This window comes from Microbispora rosea (assembly GCF_900156315.1).
In the GTDB taxonomy this organism is placed as follows: domain Bacteria; phylum Actinomycetota; class Actinomycetes; order Streptosporangiales; family Streptosporangiaceae; genus Microbispora; species Microbispora rosea.
The window spans coordinates 1-14,668 of sequence record NZ_FTNI01000015.1 but is presented as its reverse complement, the minus strand read 5'-3'; the positions used below and the strand labels follow the sequence as shown (position 1 = coordinate 14,668).

15 protein-coding genes and 1 pseudogene are annotated in these 14,668 nt (G+C 72.0%); 6 read left to right on the top strand and 10 right to left on the bottom strand.

Annotated features, from left to right (window positions below):
* The first annotated feature begins 151 nt into the window (after nucleotides 1-151).
* Entirely contained in the window at nucleotides 152-1,210 is a 1,059-nt protein-coding gene (locus BXA11_RS21010; RefSeq protein WP_076437335.1) for a hypothetical protein, read from the top strand.
* 38 nt (nucleotides 1,211-1,248) lie between these two features.
* Here the strand turns inward: BXA11_RS21010 and BXA11_RS21005 are convergent, their stop codons facing one another.
* From BXA11_RS21005 to BXA11_RS20995, 3 genes and pseudogenes are all read right to left on the bottom strand, one after another.
* Entirely contained in the window at nucleotides 1,249-2,034 is a 786-nt protein-coding gene (locus BXA11_RS21005) for a hypothetical protein (protein ID WP_076437018.1), read from the bottom strand.
* 231 nt (nucleotides 2,035-2,265) lie between these two features.
* Nucleotides 2,266-2,620 (bottom strand): annotated as a pseudogene (locus tag BXA11_RS21000) (SidA/IucD/PvdA family monooxygenase); the annotation flags it as partial.
* Between the two features lie 35 nt (nucleotides 2,621-2,655).
* Nucleotides 2,656-3,681, bottom strand: a complete 1,026-nt coding sequence (locus tag BXA11_RS20995) for an ABC transporter substrate-binding protein (protein ID WP_076437016.1) — start codon at nucleotides 3,679-3,681, stop codon at nucleotides 2,656-2,658.
* Between the two features lie 87 nt (nucleotides 3,682-3,768).
* Between BXA11_RS20995 and BXA11_RS20990 the strand changes: the two genes are divergently transcribed.
* The 5 genes from BXA11_RS20990 to BXA11_RS43240 are packed head-to-tail and all read left to right on the top strand — an operon-like array spanning nucleotide 3,769 to nucleotide 7,620.
* Nucleotides 3,769-4,845: a FecCD family ABC transporter permease gene (locus BXA11_RS20990; RefSeq protein ID WP_083744437.1), complete on the top strand. Its 1,077-nt coding sequence runs from the start codon at nucleotides 3,769-3,771 to the stop codon at nucleotides 4,843-4,845.
* Nucleotides 4,842-5,882, top strand: a complete 1,041-nt coding sequence (locus BXA11_RS20985) for a FecCD family ABC transporter permease (protein ID WP_239105082.1) — start codon at nucleotides 4,842-4,844, stop codon at nucleotides 5,880-5,882. The genes BXA11_RS20990 and BXA11_RS20985 overlap by 4 nt, the downstream gene beginning before the upstream one ends.
* Before the next feature lie 26 nt (nucleotides 5,883-5,908).
* Nucleotides 5,909-6,733, top strand: coding sequence for an ABC transporter ATP-binding protein (locus BXA11_RS20980; protein ID WP_076437332.1), 825 nt, complete (start codon nucleotides 5,909-5,911; stop codon nucleotides 6,731-6,733).
* 25 nt (nucleotides 6,734-6,758) lie between these two features.
* Nucleotides 6,759-6,896: a penicillin acylase family protein gene (locus BXA11_RS42255; protein ID WP_204053764.1), complete on the top strand. Its 138-nt coding sequence runs from the start codon at nucleotides 6,759-6,761 to the stop codon at nucleotides 6,894-6,896.
* A gap of 16 nt (nucleotides 6,897-6,912) precedes the next feature.
* On the top strand, nucleotides 6,913-7,620 hold the full coding sequence (locus BXA11_RS43240; RefSeq protein WP_076437014.1) for a (2Fe-2S)-binding protein: 708 nt from the start codon (nucleotides 6,913-6,915) through the stop codon (nucleotides 7,618-7,620).
* A gap of 70 nt (nucleotides 7,621-7,690) precedes the next feature.
* Here BXA11_RS43240 and BXA11_RS20965 read toward each other — a convergent pair whose 3' ends face one another.
* The 7 genes from BXA11_RS20965 to BXA11_RS20935 form a co-directional block, all read right to left on the bottom strand.
* Nucleotides 7,691-8,644, bottom strand: coding sequence for an RNA polymerase sigma-70 factor (locus BXA11_RS20965; RefSeq protein ID WP_239105083.1), 954 nt, complete (start codon nucleotides 8,642-8,644; stop codon nucleotides 7,691-7,693).
* Nucleotides 8,644-9,846, bottom strand: coding sequence for an NAD(P)/FAD-dependent oxidoreductase (locus tag BXA11_RS20960; RefSeq protein ID WP_076437012.1), 1,203 nt, complete (start codon nucleotides 9,844-9,846; stop codon nucleotides 8,644-8,646). The genes BXA11_RS20965 and BXA11_RS20960 overlap by 1 nt, the downstream gene beginning before the upstream one ends.
* A 153-nt stretch (nucleotides 9,847-9,999) precedes the next feature.
* A complete protein-coding gene (locus BXA11_RS20955) occupies nucleotides 10,000-10,521 on the bottom strand; it encodes a P-loop nucleotide/nucleoside kinase family protein (RefSeq protein ID WP_076437010.1) in 522 nt (173 codons plus the stop codon).
* Nucleotides 10,518-10,730, bottom strand: coding sequence for a hypothetical protein (locus BXA11_RS20950; protein WP_076437008.1), 213 nt, complete (start codon nucleotides 10,728-10,730; stop codon nucleotides 10,518-10,520). The genes BXA11_RS20955 and BXA11_RS20950 overlap by 4 nt, the downstream gene beginning before the upstream one ends.
* 210 nt (nucleotides 10,731-10,940) lie before the next feature.
* Nucleotides 10,941-11,609 (bottom strand): response regulator, encoded by a 669-nt coding sequence (locus tag BXA11_RS20945; protein ID WP_076437006.1) that lies wholly within the window; start codon nucleotides 11,607-11,609, stop codon nucleotides 10,941-10,943.
* Entirely contained in the window at nucleotides 11,606-14,278 is a 2,673-nt protein-coding gene (locus tag BXA11_RS20940; RefSeq protein WP_083744436.1) for a sensor histidine kinase, read from the bottom strand. The genes BXA11_RS20945 and BXA11_RS20940 overlap by 4 nt, the downstream gene beginning before the upstream one ends.
* 6 nt (nucleotides 14,279-14,284) lie before the next feature.
* On the bottom strand, nucleotides 14,285-14,668 hold a 384-nt coding region (locus BXA11_RS20935; RefSeq protein WP_143734421.1), incomplete at its 5' end, for a potassium-transporting ATPase subunit C.

The following is a 14,668-nucleotide window of genomic DNA, read 5'->3' as shown; positions in this document are numbered from 1 at the left end:
GGACGGCTCCGGCGCACCGCCGTCGATCACGCGGAAGTTTCCCGAAAGGCCATTGCGCAGCAACGCGTCATGTCACGGGAGTGCACTCCAGGCTCAGTAGTCTGCCGCCGATCTTCCCCCGTGAAACGGAGCTTCTGCCATGTGGAGCATCATGCGACGTGCGGCCATCGCGGCCGCCGCGACCGCGACCGCGGCCCTGACCGTCGGCGCGGGCAGCGCGAACGCCGCCAACGAACGGCACGGTGACGGGCCCGACAACGCCAAGGGCCGGCCGTACACCGTCGGGCTCTTCGGCGACATGCCGTACGGCCCGCAGGGCCGGGTGGAGTACCCGCGCCTGCTGGCCGACATGAACAAGTCGGACATCGAGTTCTCCATCTTCGACGGCGACCTCAAGGCGGGCGGCGACGGCACCTGCGACGACGCGCTGTACAGCACCTCGCTCGCCTCCTTCAACACGCTGAAGCGCCCCGTGGTCGTCCTCCCCGGCGACAACGACTGGACGGACTGCTGGGGCCGGTACGGCGCGGGCACCGGCGGCTTCGACGCCCTGGAGCGGCTCGACCACGAGCGCCAGGTCTTCTACCCGACCGACCAGACCCTCGGCCGGCACACGATGACCGTGCAGCGGGAGAGCTCCGAGCCCGGTTACGAGAAGTACCGGGAGAACGTCCGCTGGGTGTACGGGCCCGTGATGTACATCGGCCTCAACGTCCAGGGCTCCAACGACAACCTGCCGCACGCCGGCGTCGACGGCGAGAACCGTCCCGACAGCGAGATCGCGCGCATGACGGCCGAGCACCAGGAGCGCGAGCAGGCCAACATCCACTGGCTGTCGGAGTCCTACGCGCTGGCCGCGAAGCAGGGACTGAAGGGCGTGATGGTCGCCTGGCAGGCCGACCCCAACTTCAACAACGAGCAGAAGCTGCAGCCCGCGCAGTACGACGGCTACAACGAGATCCTGCCCGAGCTGCGCAGGCAGGTCCTCGCGTTCCCCGGCCAGTCGGCGCTGGTGCACGGCGACAGCCACTACTTCAAGCTCGACAAGCCGATGAAGTACGACAACGGCCAGGTCGTGGCGAAGTTCACGCGGGTCGAGACGTTCGGTGACGGCAACACCCACTGGGTGTCGGCCACCGTCGACCCGCGTGACCCCAACCTCTTCGAGTTCACCCCGAAGATCGTCGCCGCCAACGTGGCCGACCGCTGACAACCTCCCGGCAGTGACGGGGCCGGCTTCGGCACCACTCAGGTGTTGTCGTCGTCGTCCCCGTCCTGCCGGCCGGTGTCGTCGCCCCCGCTCTCACCCTCGCCCTCGCCGAGCCAGTCGTCGAACGCCTTCCGGTCGTTCTCGTCCGTCAGCGGAGCGTCGTCGTCCCCGGTGTCCTGAGCGGTCGTCTGAGTGGTCGTGGTCTCGGTCGAGGCCTGTGGCACGTTCCAGGACGCGGTGGCCTTCCTGCCCGTCCTCGCGCTCTCGGCGTAGTTGTCGATGTCGTCCTGCCACGCCGCCAGCAGGGCGTCCGCGAGCTTCGGCTCCAGCTTCCGCAGGGCGAACATCAGCTCACGATGCCGTTCGTGGACGCCCTCGGCCAGCAGGCGGTGGTCCGGCAGGTCGACCGCGCTCTTCGCGGGAGGGAAGAGCTCGGTGTAGTACTTGCGCATGGCCTCGAGCTTCGTGGTCTTGCGGATGTAGGACGCGAACGTCCAGCCCTTCTCCGCGTGGATGCCCCATTCGTGCGCAAGGCTCTCCAGGATCTCCGGGTACTTGAGGCCGCCGTGCAGGCGAATGCGGACGACGACCTTCGCGTCCCAGACGCCGTCGACCAGCACCACGCTCGGGACCGTATGGTCGATGTCCCGCCCGTCGATGATCAGGTAGGTCTCTCCCTGGCGTCCCGCGTCCTCCGTGACCAGGTCCAGAGTGGTCAGCCTGTCGGCGATGATCGCGTCGGTGTTCGAGATGGGCTGGAACGTCTTCCACGCCTTGGCGTAGGCGCTGTCCTCCACACCGAACTTGCCTCTGAGCGTGAGCACGCCACGTCCTTCCGTCGGGGGGTGAGGGCTTCCCAAGCATGCGGGCGGCCCTCGAAGGCGACAAGACCCAGCCTCGGCTGATTCGCCCCCCGTGACAGTGATGTGACGGTGATGCCAAGGGATGTCGCTCAGCCCGCCTCCCTCGCCCAGGCGTGCAGGCGGCGGTCGGCGTCAGGGGTGCCGCCGTTGGCACGAGCGACCCTGCGGTAGAGATCCAGCCAGAACCGCGGCCTTGGCGTCGAGATAGCCGGTGTTATGCACGAGATCGCCGCCGAGGTCGCGGCAGGCCTCCGGCACGTACGGCGGGATGCCGGTGCCGAGCACGAGGTGCGGGGCCCGGTGCTCGGTCTCCTCACCGTTCTCCGTCACCGCGCGTACGACGTAGTGTCCGTCGGCCTCGTCGTACGTCACCGGAGGTCACCCGGTGGCCGAAGCGGACGCCGCGCAGCCGCGCGGCGGCCCACCGGCAGTACGCGTCGTATTCGGCGCGGAGCTGGTAGAAGCTCTCGCGGATGTAGAAGGGATAGAGCCTGCCGGTCTCCTTCAGGTAGCTCAGGAAGGAGTACGGCGAGGTCGTGTCGGCCACGACACGTGTCCCCGGGTGATTTCTCCGACGTGGGGTCAGCCGAGCTTCTTGGCGTTCCGGATCGCCGAGGCAAGGTTCTCCAGGATCGGCGCGGCTCCGGCGTACGAGAAGCGCGGCACGGGATCCCAGCCGATGACCTGGTCGGCCTTGACGGCGGGCAGCGTGCCCCAGGACGGCTTGGACGTCAGGTCCTCGGGCTGCAGCGCGGTGCTTCGGTTGTCGAGCAGGATCAGGTCGGCGTCGTACTTGTCGGCGTTCTCCCAGCTCAGGTTCTCGTAGTAGCCGCCGTCGCCGGGCTTTTCCGGCGTGACGACGTCGACCCCCAGCTGGGTGAAGTACATGAGGTCGGTGTTGACCTCCGGGTTGGAGACGTACAGCACGTCGGGGCTGCCCGAGGCGGCCAGGACCTTGATGCCGGGGTTGCCGGCGACCGCCTTGCGCACGCTCTCGGCGGCGGCCTCGAACCTGGCCTTGGCCTCGGCGACCTTCGGAGCGCCGAGGTCCGCGCCGAGCGACTCGGCGAGGGCGGCATACCGCTCGATCGGCTCGGTCATCGGCACACGGGCCACGCTGACGGCCACGGTCGGGGCCAGCTTGACGATCTTGTCCTTGCTCTCGTCCGGGACGTACCACAGGGCCCCGGGGTCGTACATGTGCGTGACGAGAAGGTCGGGACGCAGTGCGGCGTACTTCTCGATGTTGAACTCGCCCCAGACGTTGCCGAGGATCGTGACCTTGTTCACGTCCAGGTCGCCGGCCTGCGGGTCGGGCGAGCCGTCGGCGCGCTTGGTCTCACCGAAGACGCCCGCGACCTTCTGCTGCAGGCCGTAGTCGGCGAGCACCGCCGCCGTCCCGGTGAACGCCACGACCCGCGACGGGACGGCCGCGGCCGTGACCGCCTCCTTCCTGTCGTCCGTGAAGGACCACGATTTCGCGCTCTGACCTGCGGAGGAGGGCACAGGATCGCTCGACCCGCAGGCGGCCAGCGCCAGGGTGAGTACGGCCGCTCCGCCCGCCGCGAAGAAGCCGCGACGGGACGTGGGGGAGTTCAGGTTTCGCACGGTTCGTCTTTCTCTCGCATGCCCCAGAGTCTTGGGGGCTGATCGTTAGTTAGGTTACCCTTACCTAAGTTCTTGTCCAGAGGGGTGATGGAAATCGCCCCCCGCCCCCCACCGGAGCCGGTCGTGGTCGTCATGGAGTCCGCGCAGATCAGCGAGCCTGCGGGGCCGCCGCGAAAACGCGCGGAAAACGGCCGGCGCGTCGCGGCGCTGCTGGGCTCGGCGATCGCCCTGGGCGCCGTCCTCGTGCTCAGCCTCGGTCTCGGCGCCCGGCAGCTCTCCCCGGCCGAGGTCTGGCACGGGCTCGTTGACGCCGGCTCGGCCGCCTACACGGTCGTCCACCAGATGCGGCTGCCGCGCACCCTGCTCGGGCTGCTCGCCGGAGTCGCGCTGGGAGTCGCGGGCGGCGTCATGCAGGCGCTGACCCGCAACCCCCTGGCCGACCCCGGCCTGCTGGGGATCAACGCGGGCGCCTCGGCGGCGGTGGCCACGGCCGCCGGGATCTTCGGGGTGGCGACGTTCCAGGGCTACGTCTGGTTCGCCCTGGCCGGCGCGGCGGCCGTGTCCGTGCTGGTGTACGCCGTGGGCGGCGGGCGCGCGGCGACCCCGGCCCGGCTGGCGCTCGCGGGAGCCGCCGTCAACGCCGCGCTCTACTCGTACGTGAACGGGACGATGCTGCTCGACGCGGCCTCGCTGGAGACCATGCGCTTCTGGACGGTCGGCTCGCTGGCGAGCGCGCAGGGCGCGACCGCGGCCATGATGGCGCCGTTCATCGCGGCGGGCCTGCTGCTGGCGCTGGCCCTGGCCAGGCCGCTCAACGCGCTCGCGCTCGGCGACGACTCGGCGCGCTCGCTCGGCGCGCATCCCGCCCGGGTCCGCGCGGGCGCCATCGTGGCGGTGACGCTGCTGTGCGGGGCGGCGACGGCGGCCTGCGGGCCCATCGTCTTCGTCGGGCTCATGGTGCCGCACCTCGTCCGTGCGCTGACCGGCCCCGGCCAGCGCTGGATGCTCCCCTGCTGCGCGCTGCTCGCACCCGTGCTGCTGCTCGGCGCCGACGTGCTCGGGCGGCTGGTGGCCAGGCCGGGCGAGCTGCAGGCGGGCATCGTCACGGCGGTGCTCGGCGGCCCGCTGTTCCTGTACTTCCTGCGAAGGAAGGTCCGCGCATGACCGCCGTGAGATCCATGCCCGTCCGAAGGATCGCCGGCGGAATGCCCCTGCGCTTCAGGGCCGTCGCCGTCGGAGCCGGCTGCCTGCTGCTCGCGCTCGTCTTCGGCGTGCTCGCGGTGGGCGGCGGCGACTATCCGATGAGCCCCTCGGACGTCGTCCGCACCGTCCTGGGCGGCGGCAGCCCGGCCGAGGACTTCGTCGTGCACGAGCTCCGGCTGCCCCGCGTGGTCACCGCGCTGCTCGTGGGCGCCGCCCTCGCACTGGCCGGCGCGGTCTTCCAGTCGCTCGTACGCAACCCGCTGGGCAGCCCCGACCTGCTCGGGTTCACCCAGGGCTCGTCGGCGGGGGCGCTCCTCGTGGTCGTCACGGGAGGCGGCAGCGCGGCGCTCGCGGGCGGCGCGGTGCTCGGCGGGATCGTCACCGGAGTGGTCATCTACGCGCTGGCCTGGCGCGGCGGCCTGCACAGCCACCGCCTCGTGCTGGTGGGCATCGGCGCCACCGCCATCCTCACCGGCGTCAACGGCTACCTGCTGACCCGGGGGCGGCTGATGGAGGCGGCACGGGCCATGCTGTGGCTCACCGGGAGCCTGGACGGGCGCGGTTGGGAGGACGTCCTCCCGCTGCTCGCCGCGATGGCGGTGCTGGCGCCGGTGGTGCTGCTCGGCTGCGCGCGCCCGCTGGCCATCACGGAGATGGGCGACGACCTGGCGCGCGGCCTCGGGGTGAGGGTGCAGGGCATGCGCCTGGTGTTGCTGGGGGCCGCCGTGCTGCTCACGTCCCTGGCGGCGGCGGCCGCCGGGCCCGTGTCGTTCGTCGCGCTCACCGCCCCGCACCTGGCCAGGCGGATGACCGGGGCGCCCGGGCCGAACCTGCTCGCCGCGACGTGCACGGGCGCGGCGCTGCTGACCGGCGCCGACCTGGCCGCGCAGCGGCTGTTCGCGGGTCACCAGCTGCCCGTCGGAGTGGTGACGGGAGTGCTCGGCGGCGGCTACCTCGTCTGGCTGCTCGCCGCCCAGCGGAAGGCGGGACGGATTTGACCGACACGATCGTGGACAGGAACGCCATGGCAGGAACGCACGACGACGGGCCGCGCCTCAGCGGCAGCGCGCTGACCCTCTCCTACGACAAGAGGGTCGTCGCCGAGGGCCTCGACGTCGCCATCCCCGACCGGTCCTTCACCGTGATCATCGGGCCCAACGCCTGCGGCAAGTCCACGCTGCTGCGGGCGCTGGCGCGCACGCTCCGGCCGGCCGCCGGAACCGTGCTGCTCGACGGGCGGGACATCACCTCCCTGCCCGCGAGGAAGGTCGCCAGGACCCTCGGCCTGCTGCCCCAGACGTCCGTCGCACCGGACGGCATCACGGTCGCCGAGCTGGTCGGCCGCGGGCGCTATCCCCACCAGCGGCTGCTGCGCCAGTGGTCGGCCGACGACGAGCGGGTGGTGCGCGAGTCCATGGAGGCCACCGGGGTCGCCGACCTGGCCGGACGCCTGGTCGACGAGCTGTCCGGGGGCCAGCGCCAGCGCGTGTGGATCGCGATGGCACTGGCGCAGGAGACGCCGCTGCTGCTCCTGGACGAACCGACGACCTATCTGGACATCGCCCACCAGATCGAGGTCCTCGACCTGTGCGCCCGGCTGCACGAGGAGCGCGGACGCACGCTCGTGGCGGTGCTCCACGACCTCAACCACGCCGCCCGCTACGCCACCCATCTGATCGCGATGCGCGACGGCCGGGTCGTGGCCGCCGGGCCGCCCGGAGAGGTCATGACGGCCGGCCTGGTGGAGGAGGTCTTCCGGCTGCCCTGCCGGGTGATCGACGACCCGGAGACCGGCACTCCGCTGGTCGTTCCCGCCGCCCGCCGCCGTACGGAACCGGTTACGCGATGATGCGGACTCCGCCGGGAGCGGCGTCGTGAGCAGGCTGTATCGGGACGCCTGGGGCACCCCCCATCCACGCGCGGGCGATCCGTACGAACTGGCCTTCGCCCAGGGACGGGTCACGGCCCTCGACCGGGCCCGGCTGCTCTTCCTCGCCAGAGACCACCACTGACATCAAGGAGTGCGGAGTGCTGCTCGACGCCCTTTCCAGCCACTTGGAAGGCCTCGCGGCGGAGCGGGGCGGCGTGCTGGGGGTCCTGCCCAGGCTGGTCGCCGACGACTCCCCCGGCTGGGTCCCCGCCGCCGACCTGGTGCGGGAGCCGTACGAGGGTCTGCTCGCGCTGGTGGACGAGACGGCCGGACGCTGGAGCGCGCCGCGTCACGTGGCGGCGGCGCTGCTGTGGAAGACCTACGGCTACTGGCACACGATGCCGATGGCCCTGGGCTGGGGGCTCGGCCGCCGGGTGCCGCTGATGCGCCTGGAGGACACGCTGGTCAGGCCGTCCGCCGCCGGAGTGACGGTCGCGGCGTCGCGGGTGACCGTGGCCGTGCTCCCCGGCGACCCGCTGGCCGGGGCCGAGGGCACCGTCGTCGTCCCCGGCCTCGCGGCGGCCATCGGGGAGGCGCTCCTGGAGAGCCAGTATCCGTTCGTCAGGACGCTCAGCACCCTGACCAAGGTGGGCGAGCGCACCCTGTGGGGCTCCACCGCGGAGGCGTTCGCCCACCCGCTGCTCACGCTCGGGTCGTACGCCGAGGCGGCCCGCCTGCTGGACGAGATCGGGCCGCCGGTGGCCGGACTGCTCGCGCCCGACGGCGACGGATATCGCCGCCGCACGTGCTGCCTGTGGATCACGCTGCCGGACGCCGAGCCCTGCTCCACCTGCTGCGTGTGCTGAGCCGCGTTCGTTGACGGCCTCGTCGCCGGGCGCGGCGGCCGTCGCCGCCGCGCCTGCCGGAGGCCGGTGCTCAGCGCGTCCCGAGGCTGCGGGTGGTGCCATCGGCGACCGCTCGGAGTTTGTCCGGGTTGGCCACGTTGTGGATGGTGGTGATCCGGCCGTCGGTGTCGAAATCGAAGGTGACGGTGGCGACCACGCGACCCGGAGCGCTGAAGACGATGCCGGGACCGCCGTTGATCTCGACGAGCTCGGCGTTCATGTCGGCGGGCTCGACGCCCTGGTAGCTGACCGTGCCGACGGCCGCGAACCAGGCGGCCACCGTCGCCGCGCCCACGACCGGGCGCAGGGCCTGGCGGACCTTGCCGCCGCCGTCGGTCCACAGGGTGACGTCCGGGGACAGCAGCTCCATCAGGGCGTTCACGTCACCGCCGGTGGCGGCGGCGAAGAACCGCTCGGTGACCTGACGCTGCCGCGACCGGTCCGTCGCGAAGCGCGGCCGCCGGGCCCGCACGTGCTCGCGGGCGCGGTGCGCGGCCTGCCGCACGGCGGCCTCGGACCGCTCGACCGCCTCCGCGATCTCGGCGTGGCTGAAGTCGAAGACCTCCTTCAGCACGAACACCGCACGCTCGAGCGGGCTCAGCGTCTCCAGCACGACGAGCATCGCCATCGACACCGACTCGGCGTCCGCGACGGTCTCGGCGGTGTCTCCGCTGGTCAGGATGGGCTCCGGAAGCCACGGCCCCACATAGGCCTCACGCTTGCGCTGCATGGAGCGCAGCCGTTCCAGCGCCACGTTCGACACGATCCGCGTCAGGTACGCCTTCGGGTCGGCCACCTGCGAACGGTCGGCCGCCGACCAGTTGAGCCAGGCGTCCTGGACCGCGTCCTCGGCGTCGGCCGCGCTTCCGAGGAAGCGGTAGGCCACCGAGAACAGCAGGTTCCGGTGCTGGACGAACACCTGCTGGTCGAGGTCGGCGGTCTCGGTCAGGTACGGGGGCCGGGTCATCTCGGGGGGCTGGGTCATCACGCCTCCCGGACGCGGGTGAAGCGGCCCCCGCGGGGCCAGAACACGCCCGAGGCGGGCATCTTCTTCATGCGGCCCCACGTGGGCCACGGTGCGGCAGTCACCGTCTCCTTGTATCGGACGGCGACGCGGCCTGTCAGGTACAGCCGCCGGGGGCTGTCGTCGGGGTGGGTGAACTGCACGACCGCGTCGTGCCTGCCCAGACTGACCGGCGTGTGGTAGTAGCCGAAGCGGAACGGCTTGGGCCGCTTGCCCTTCAGCTCCCGGAGGATCGACAGCGCGGCGTGCACACCGGTCGGCATGCCGCTCTGGCAGGTGCCGTGCATGACGCCGTACCCCTGGCGGATCGCCGCCGCGTCACCCACGGCGTACACCTCGGCGTGGGACACCGACCGCAGCGCGGCGTCGGTGACGATCCGGCCGTGCTCGTCGACGGTCAGCCCGGCGGCGGACGCCAGCGGCGACACCCGCGTGCCGCTCGTCCACAGGACCGCGTCGGCCGCCACGCTCTCCCCGCCGGCCAGCTCGACCGTGCCGGGCAGCACCTTCACCACTTCGGCCCCGCTGCGCACCTCCACCTTCAGGCGGTCGAGCGCGGCCCGGACGTATGCCCTGGCCTTCGGGTTCATGGCCGCCCCTGGCTCGCCGCGGCCCAGCAGCACGACGTTCAGCTCCGGGTGCCGCTCGGCGATCTCCGCGGCCGATTCGACGCCGGTCAGCCCACTGCCGACGACCACCACCGTGCCCCTGCCGAGCCGCGACAGCCGGTCGGCCAGCACCTCGGCGTCCTGGGCGCTGTTCAGGGTGTACGCGTGGTCCTCGACCCCCGGGACCGCCGCCGTGTCGGTCACGCCGCCCAGCGCGTACACCAGCGTGTCGTAGGGCAGGACGCGTTCGTCGTCGATCCGCACGGTCTTCGCGTTCACGTCCACCGCCGTCACCCACCCGCGCTCGAAGTGCGCGCCCGTGCCCTCCAGCAGTTCGGGGATGCTCAGCTCGGCGAGCCGCTGCCCGCTCGCCGTCATGTGCAGCCGCAGCCGCTCGGTGAACCGCTCCTGCGCGTTCACCAGGGTGACCCGCATGTTCTCGCCCGGCCCGACCCTCGACGCGAGCTGGATCACCGTGGACAGGCCCGCGTATCCCGCACCCAGGATCACCACTCGGTGGGTGGTCGCCATACCGGCTTCGTGCTGTGCGCTCATCGTTCCGCCTCCTCGTCTGACCGTTGACGACCAGCAGATGGAAGCGGCCCGCCCGTTCGTGACATGCGCCCGATGTGATCCGCGCCACACTGACCATGGCTCACTTACGTCAGGCGCTAGGGGCTCATCTCATCGAGCTGAAAATCAGGCGGGTCAGGTCCGATCGGGTGTGACGGCGGCGGCGATGTGCGCCGCGACCCCGGTCGGGGGGAGGTGCGTCGTGTCGACGATCCGTGCCTCCCGGCTGAGCCAGGGGAGTGCGTCCTGGTAGGCCGTCAGATGGTCCAGCCGCCATGACGGGGGCAGCTGCGGGTCCCCCTCGATCCTGCGGACGAGCGTGGCCCGGTCGGCGTGGAGCACGAAGTGGTGCAGCGGGATGCCCGCCGTCTCCAGGCCCGCGCGGATCTCCTGCCAGTAGTCCTCGACCAGGACGGTCTGGGCCAGGACGAGGACGCCGCCGAGCTGCCCGGCCAGACGCGTGACGGTCTCCACGACGAGCGTCCGCCAGAGCGCCCAGTCCTGGAAGTCCTCGACCTTGGGCAGGCCCGTGGCATGCCTGAGCATGATGCCCACCTGCTCGGGGTCGAAGAAATGAGCCTCCGGGATCAACCGCACGAGCTCCGCCGACGTGGTGGTCTTCCCCGCGCCGAACGTCCCGTTCAACCAGACGATCATGCGGATTCCCTCCGGCGTACGGCGGCGGCACGGGCGGCGAGGAGCACGGACAGGGCCTCGCAGTCGTCCGGGGTGAGCGGCGCGAAGGGGAGCAGGTAGAGCCCGCCCCCCGGGCCGTCGACGAGCTCGACCGGCAGGGAACGTGCGGGCACGTCCGCCTGCGCGGGGATGGTCGGCGCGGGATTCGTCGGCGCGGTGGTGGTGGTCATGATGAAGGCGATTCTTCCGCACCCGACCGACAGTTCCGCCCCCGCGAGGCGTCCCGACGCTCCCTTCCCCGAACCCGTCCCGAGCCGTCCCAGCCCGTCCCGACGCGTCCCAGAGCGTCCTCCTCCGAAGCGCCGTCCCGAAGCGTCGTATCGGAGCGCCGTGCCGGAGCGGTCGAAGGGCCGCCGCGGCACGACGTCGGAGTGCGGCCGTCAGGGAGTGAAGCGGTAGCCCATGCCCGGCTCGGTGATCAGGTGGGTGGGGTGGGCGGGCTCCTTCTCCAGCTTGCGCCGGAGCTGGGCCATGTACTGCCGCAGGTAGTGCGTCTCCTTGACGTACTGCGCACCCCACACCTCGCTCAGCAGCTGCCGCTGGCTGATCAGCTTGCCGGGATTGCGCACGAGGAGTTCGAGGATGTGCCACTCGGTCGGCGTCAGCCGTACGTCGCCGGAGACGGTCTTCTCGGCGAGGTCGATCACGTGCTCCCCGACCCGTACGCGGGCGGGCTCGCTCTCCCGGGAGCCGGTGCGCCGGGTCACCGCGCGCACGCGAGCCAGCAGCTCGTCCACCCCGAAGGGCTTGGTGACGTAGTCGTCCGCGCCGGCGTCCAGCGCGTCGATCTTGTCCTGGTTGCCGGTGCGCCCCGACAGCACGATGATCGGCACGCTGCTCCAGCCGCGTACGCCGTGGATGACCTCGACCCCGTCCATGTCGGGCAGCCCGAGGTCCAGCACGATCAGGTCGGGACGCCGGTCCGCGGCCTCGCGCAGCGCGGAGCCGCCGTCCACCGCGACGACGACCTCATATCCGCGCGCGGCCAGGTTGATCCGCAGCGCGCGCAGGATCTGCGGCTCGTCGTCGACGACGAGGATCCGGCTCACGGCGCTCCACCGCCGAGATCCGGAGAACCGTCGAGATCCGGAGAACCGTCGAGATCCGGAGAACCGTCGAGATCCGGAGAACCGTCGAGCCCCCGGGAACCGCCGTGTTCCGCCGGGCTCTCACGCAGGTCGTGGAGGTGTACGGCGACGGGCAGGGTCAGGATCATGGTGAGCCCTCCCCCGGGCGTCTCGTCGGGCGTCAACTCTCCTCCCATCGCCTCGGTCAGTCCGCGTGCCAGGGCCAGGCCCAGTCCGACCCCGCTGTGGTTGTCCCGGTCCCCCAGCCGCTGGAAGGGCAGGAAGATCCGGTCGTAGGCGTCGCGCGGCACACCGGGCCCGCGGTCGATTATCCGGACCTCGGCCCGGTTGCCGTATCTGCTGGCGGTGACGAGCACGCTCTCCCCGGCGGGGGTGTAGCGGACGGCGTTGGCGACGAGGTTGGCGAGCACCCGCTCCAGCAGCGCCGGATCGGCGACGACCTCGGGGAGGTCGTGCGGGATGTCGATCTTCACCTCGGCGGTGAGCGGCTCGATGTCGTCGACCGCCCGGGGCACGACCTCCTCGACGGCGACCGGCTGGGCGGCCACGCCGAGTACCCCGGCCTGCAGGCGGCTCATGTCGAGAAGGTTCGCCACCAGGCGGTCGAGCCTGGCCAGCGACTCGTCCGCGGTCTCCAGCAGCTCGGCGCGGTCCTCCGCGGACCACTCGACGTCGGTGGCGCGCAGGCTCTCCACTGCGGCCTTCGCGGCGGCCAGCGGGGTGCGCAGATCGTGGCTGACCGCCGCGAGCAGCGCGGTGCGCATCCTGTCGGCCTCCGCGAGCGGCCTGGCCTGCCCGGCCTCCTCCTCCAGCCGTTCCTGCCGCAGGGCCACCGCGACCTGCGCGGCGAACGCCTCGATCACGCGGCGCTCGGACGCGTCGAGCAGCCTGCCGCGCGCGGCGAGCACGAGATCGCCGTCGATGTCCACGTCGATGCCGGCGGCGTCCGGGCAGGTGCACGGCTCTCCCCCCGAGGTGGCGACGATCCGCCAGGAGGAGGGGTCGGACCGGTCGTCCGGTCCCTGCCCCGCCTCGGGCCGCCGTTCCAGCAGGGTGACCGAGACCAGGCCGAACGTCTCCCGCGTACGCGCGAGCAGGGAGGGCACGGCGGCCTCGCCGCGCAGCACGTGCCCGGCCAGCGCGGACAGGATCTCCGCGTCCGCCCCGGCGCGGGCCGCCTCCCTCGTACGGCGGGCCGCCACGTCCACGATCATGCTGACCGCCGCCGCGACGAACACGAAGACGACCAGGGCGAAGAAGTTCTCCGGATTGGCGATCGTCAGGGTGTGCGTCGGCGGGGTGAAGAAGAAGTTCAGCAGCAGGGAGCCGGCGACCGCCGCCGTGATCGCCGGCCACATGCCGCCGATCAGCGCCACGCCCACGACGGTGGTCAGGAACAGCAGGATGAAGCTCGGCAGCGCCAGCGTGCCCCGGAAGGGAAGCAGGACGGCGGTGAGCAGCGGCAGGCCGGTGAGCGCGACGGCCCACCCCGTCAGCCTGCGCTGCCGGGTGAGCGCCGCCCGCGACCGCTGCGGGCGCTCCCGCCCCTTCTTCGCCTGCTCATGCGTGATCATGTGGACGTCGATCGAGCCGGACCTGGCGGTCGTCTCGACGCCCACCCCCCTGCTGAAGATCTGGGCGAACCGGCCGCGCCGGGAGGCGCCGAGCACGAGCTGGGTGGCGTTGACGCCGCGGGCGAACTCCAGGAGCGCCCGCGGCACGTCGTCGCCCACCACCTGGTGGTAGGTGCCGCCCATGCTCTCGACGAGGGCACGCTGGCGGGCCAGCAGTGCCGGGTCGCCTCCGGCGAGCCCGTCGGCCCGGGTGACGTGCACGGCGAGCAGGTCGGCGCCCTTGGTGCGGGCGGCGATGCGGGCCGCCCGCCGGACCAGGGTGTCGCCCTCCGGTCCCCCGGTCAGGGCGACGACGACCCGCTCGCGCGCCTCCCACGTGTCGGCGATGCCGTGCTCGGCGCGGTAGCGGTCGAGCTGCTCGTCCACCTCGTCGGCGAGCCACAGCAGGGCCAGCTCGCGCAGCGCGGTGAGGTTGCCGACCCGGAAGTAGTTGGCGAGCGCGGCGTCCACCTTCTCCGGCATGTACACGTTGCCGTGCGCGAGCCGCCGCCTCAGCGCCTCCGGAGTCATGTCGACCAGCTCGACCTGGTCGGCCCGCCGTACGACCTCGTCGGGCACGGTCTCCCGCTGGGGGATGCCGGTGATGTGCTGGACGACGTCGTTGACCGACTCCAGGTGCTGGATGTTGACCGTGGAGATCACGTCGATCCCGGCGTCGAGGAGTTCGTCGATGTCCTGCCAGCGCTTGGCGTTGCGTGAGCCGGGCACGTTGGTGTGCGCCAGCTCGTCGACCAGGGCGACGCGCGGGCGCCGGGCGATGACGGCGTCGACGTCCATCTCGGTGAAAGCCGCACCCCGGTAGGTCAGGGTTCGGCGGGGGACGATCTCCAGCCCCTCCAGCAGTTGCGCCGTGCGTGCGCGGCCGTGGGTCTCCACTAGGCCGACCACGACGTCCGTACCGCGTTCCCCGCGGCGGTGCCCCTCGCACAGCATGGCGTACGTCTTGCCGACCCCGGGTGCCGCGCCGAGGTAGATCCGCAGCCGCCCGCGTGGCATGGCCGCTCACCTCTTCCTGTCGAGGGCCAGGTTGAGCTCCAGCACGTTCACGCCGGGCTCGCCCATGAACCCGAGCGCCCTGCCGGTGGTGTGCTCCGCGATCAGGGCCCGCACCCTGTGTACGTCCAGCCCTCGTTCCCTGGCGACTCGGGGGGCCTGCAGTTCGGCGTAGGCGACGGAGATGTGCGGGTCGAGGCCGCTGCCGCTCGCGGTGACGGCGTCCGGCGGGACGACCGCTCGGGCGTTTCCGCGGACCGGCACGGTACGTCCGGCCGCGTAGTCCTCGCCGGGCTTGCCGCACTCGACCTTCACGCCTTGGTAGGCCGGGATGAACGGCGTGGCCGGGCACGCCTGGTTGACGCTGACGACTCTCGTGGGCGTGCCGACGGC

What these genes read in the sequence shown, in the direction of transcription:
- BXA11_RS21010 (WP_076437335.1), top strand. Translation starts at nt 152, where the DNA reads ATGCGACGTGCGGCCATCGCGGCCGCCGCGACCGCGACCGCGGCCCTG.
- BXA11_RS20990 (WP_083744437.1), top strand. Translation starts at nt 3,769, where the DNA reads ATGGAAATCGCCCCCCGCCCCCCACCGGAGCCGGTCGTGGTCGTCATG.
- BXA11_RS20985 (WP_239105082.1), top strand. Translation starts at nt 4,842, where the DNA reads ATGACCGCCGTGAGATCCATGCCCGTCCGAAGGATCGCCGGCGGAATG.
- BXA11_RS20980 (WP_076437332.1), top strand. Translation starts at nt 5,909, where the DNA reads ATGGCAGGAACGCACGACGACGGGCCGCGCCTCAGCGGCAGCGCGCTG.
- BXA11_RS20965 (WP_239105083.1), bottom strand. Translation starts at nt 8,644, where the DNA reads ATGACCCAGCCCCCCGAGATGACCCGGCCCCCGTACCTGACCGAGACC.
- BXA11_RS20960 (WP_076437012.1), bottom strand. Translation starts at nt 9,846, where the DNA reads ATGAGCGCACAGCACGAAGCCGGTATGGCGACCACCCACCGAGTGGTG.
- BXA11_RS20955 (WP_076437010.1), bottom strand. Translation starts at nt 10,521, where the DNA reads ATGATCGTCTGGTTGAACGGGACGTTCGGCGCGGGGAAGACCACCACG.
- BXA11_RS20950 (WP_076437008.1), bottom strand. Translation starts at nt 10,730, where the DNA reads ATGACCACCACCACCGCGCCGACGAATCCCGCGCCGACCATCCCCGCG.
- BXA11_RS20940 (WP_083744436.1), bottom strand. Translation starts at nt 14,278, where the DNA reads ATGCCACGCGGGCGGCTGCGGATCTACCTCGGCGCGGCACCCGGGGTC.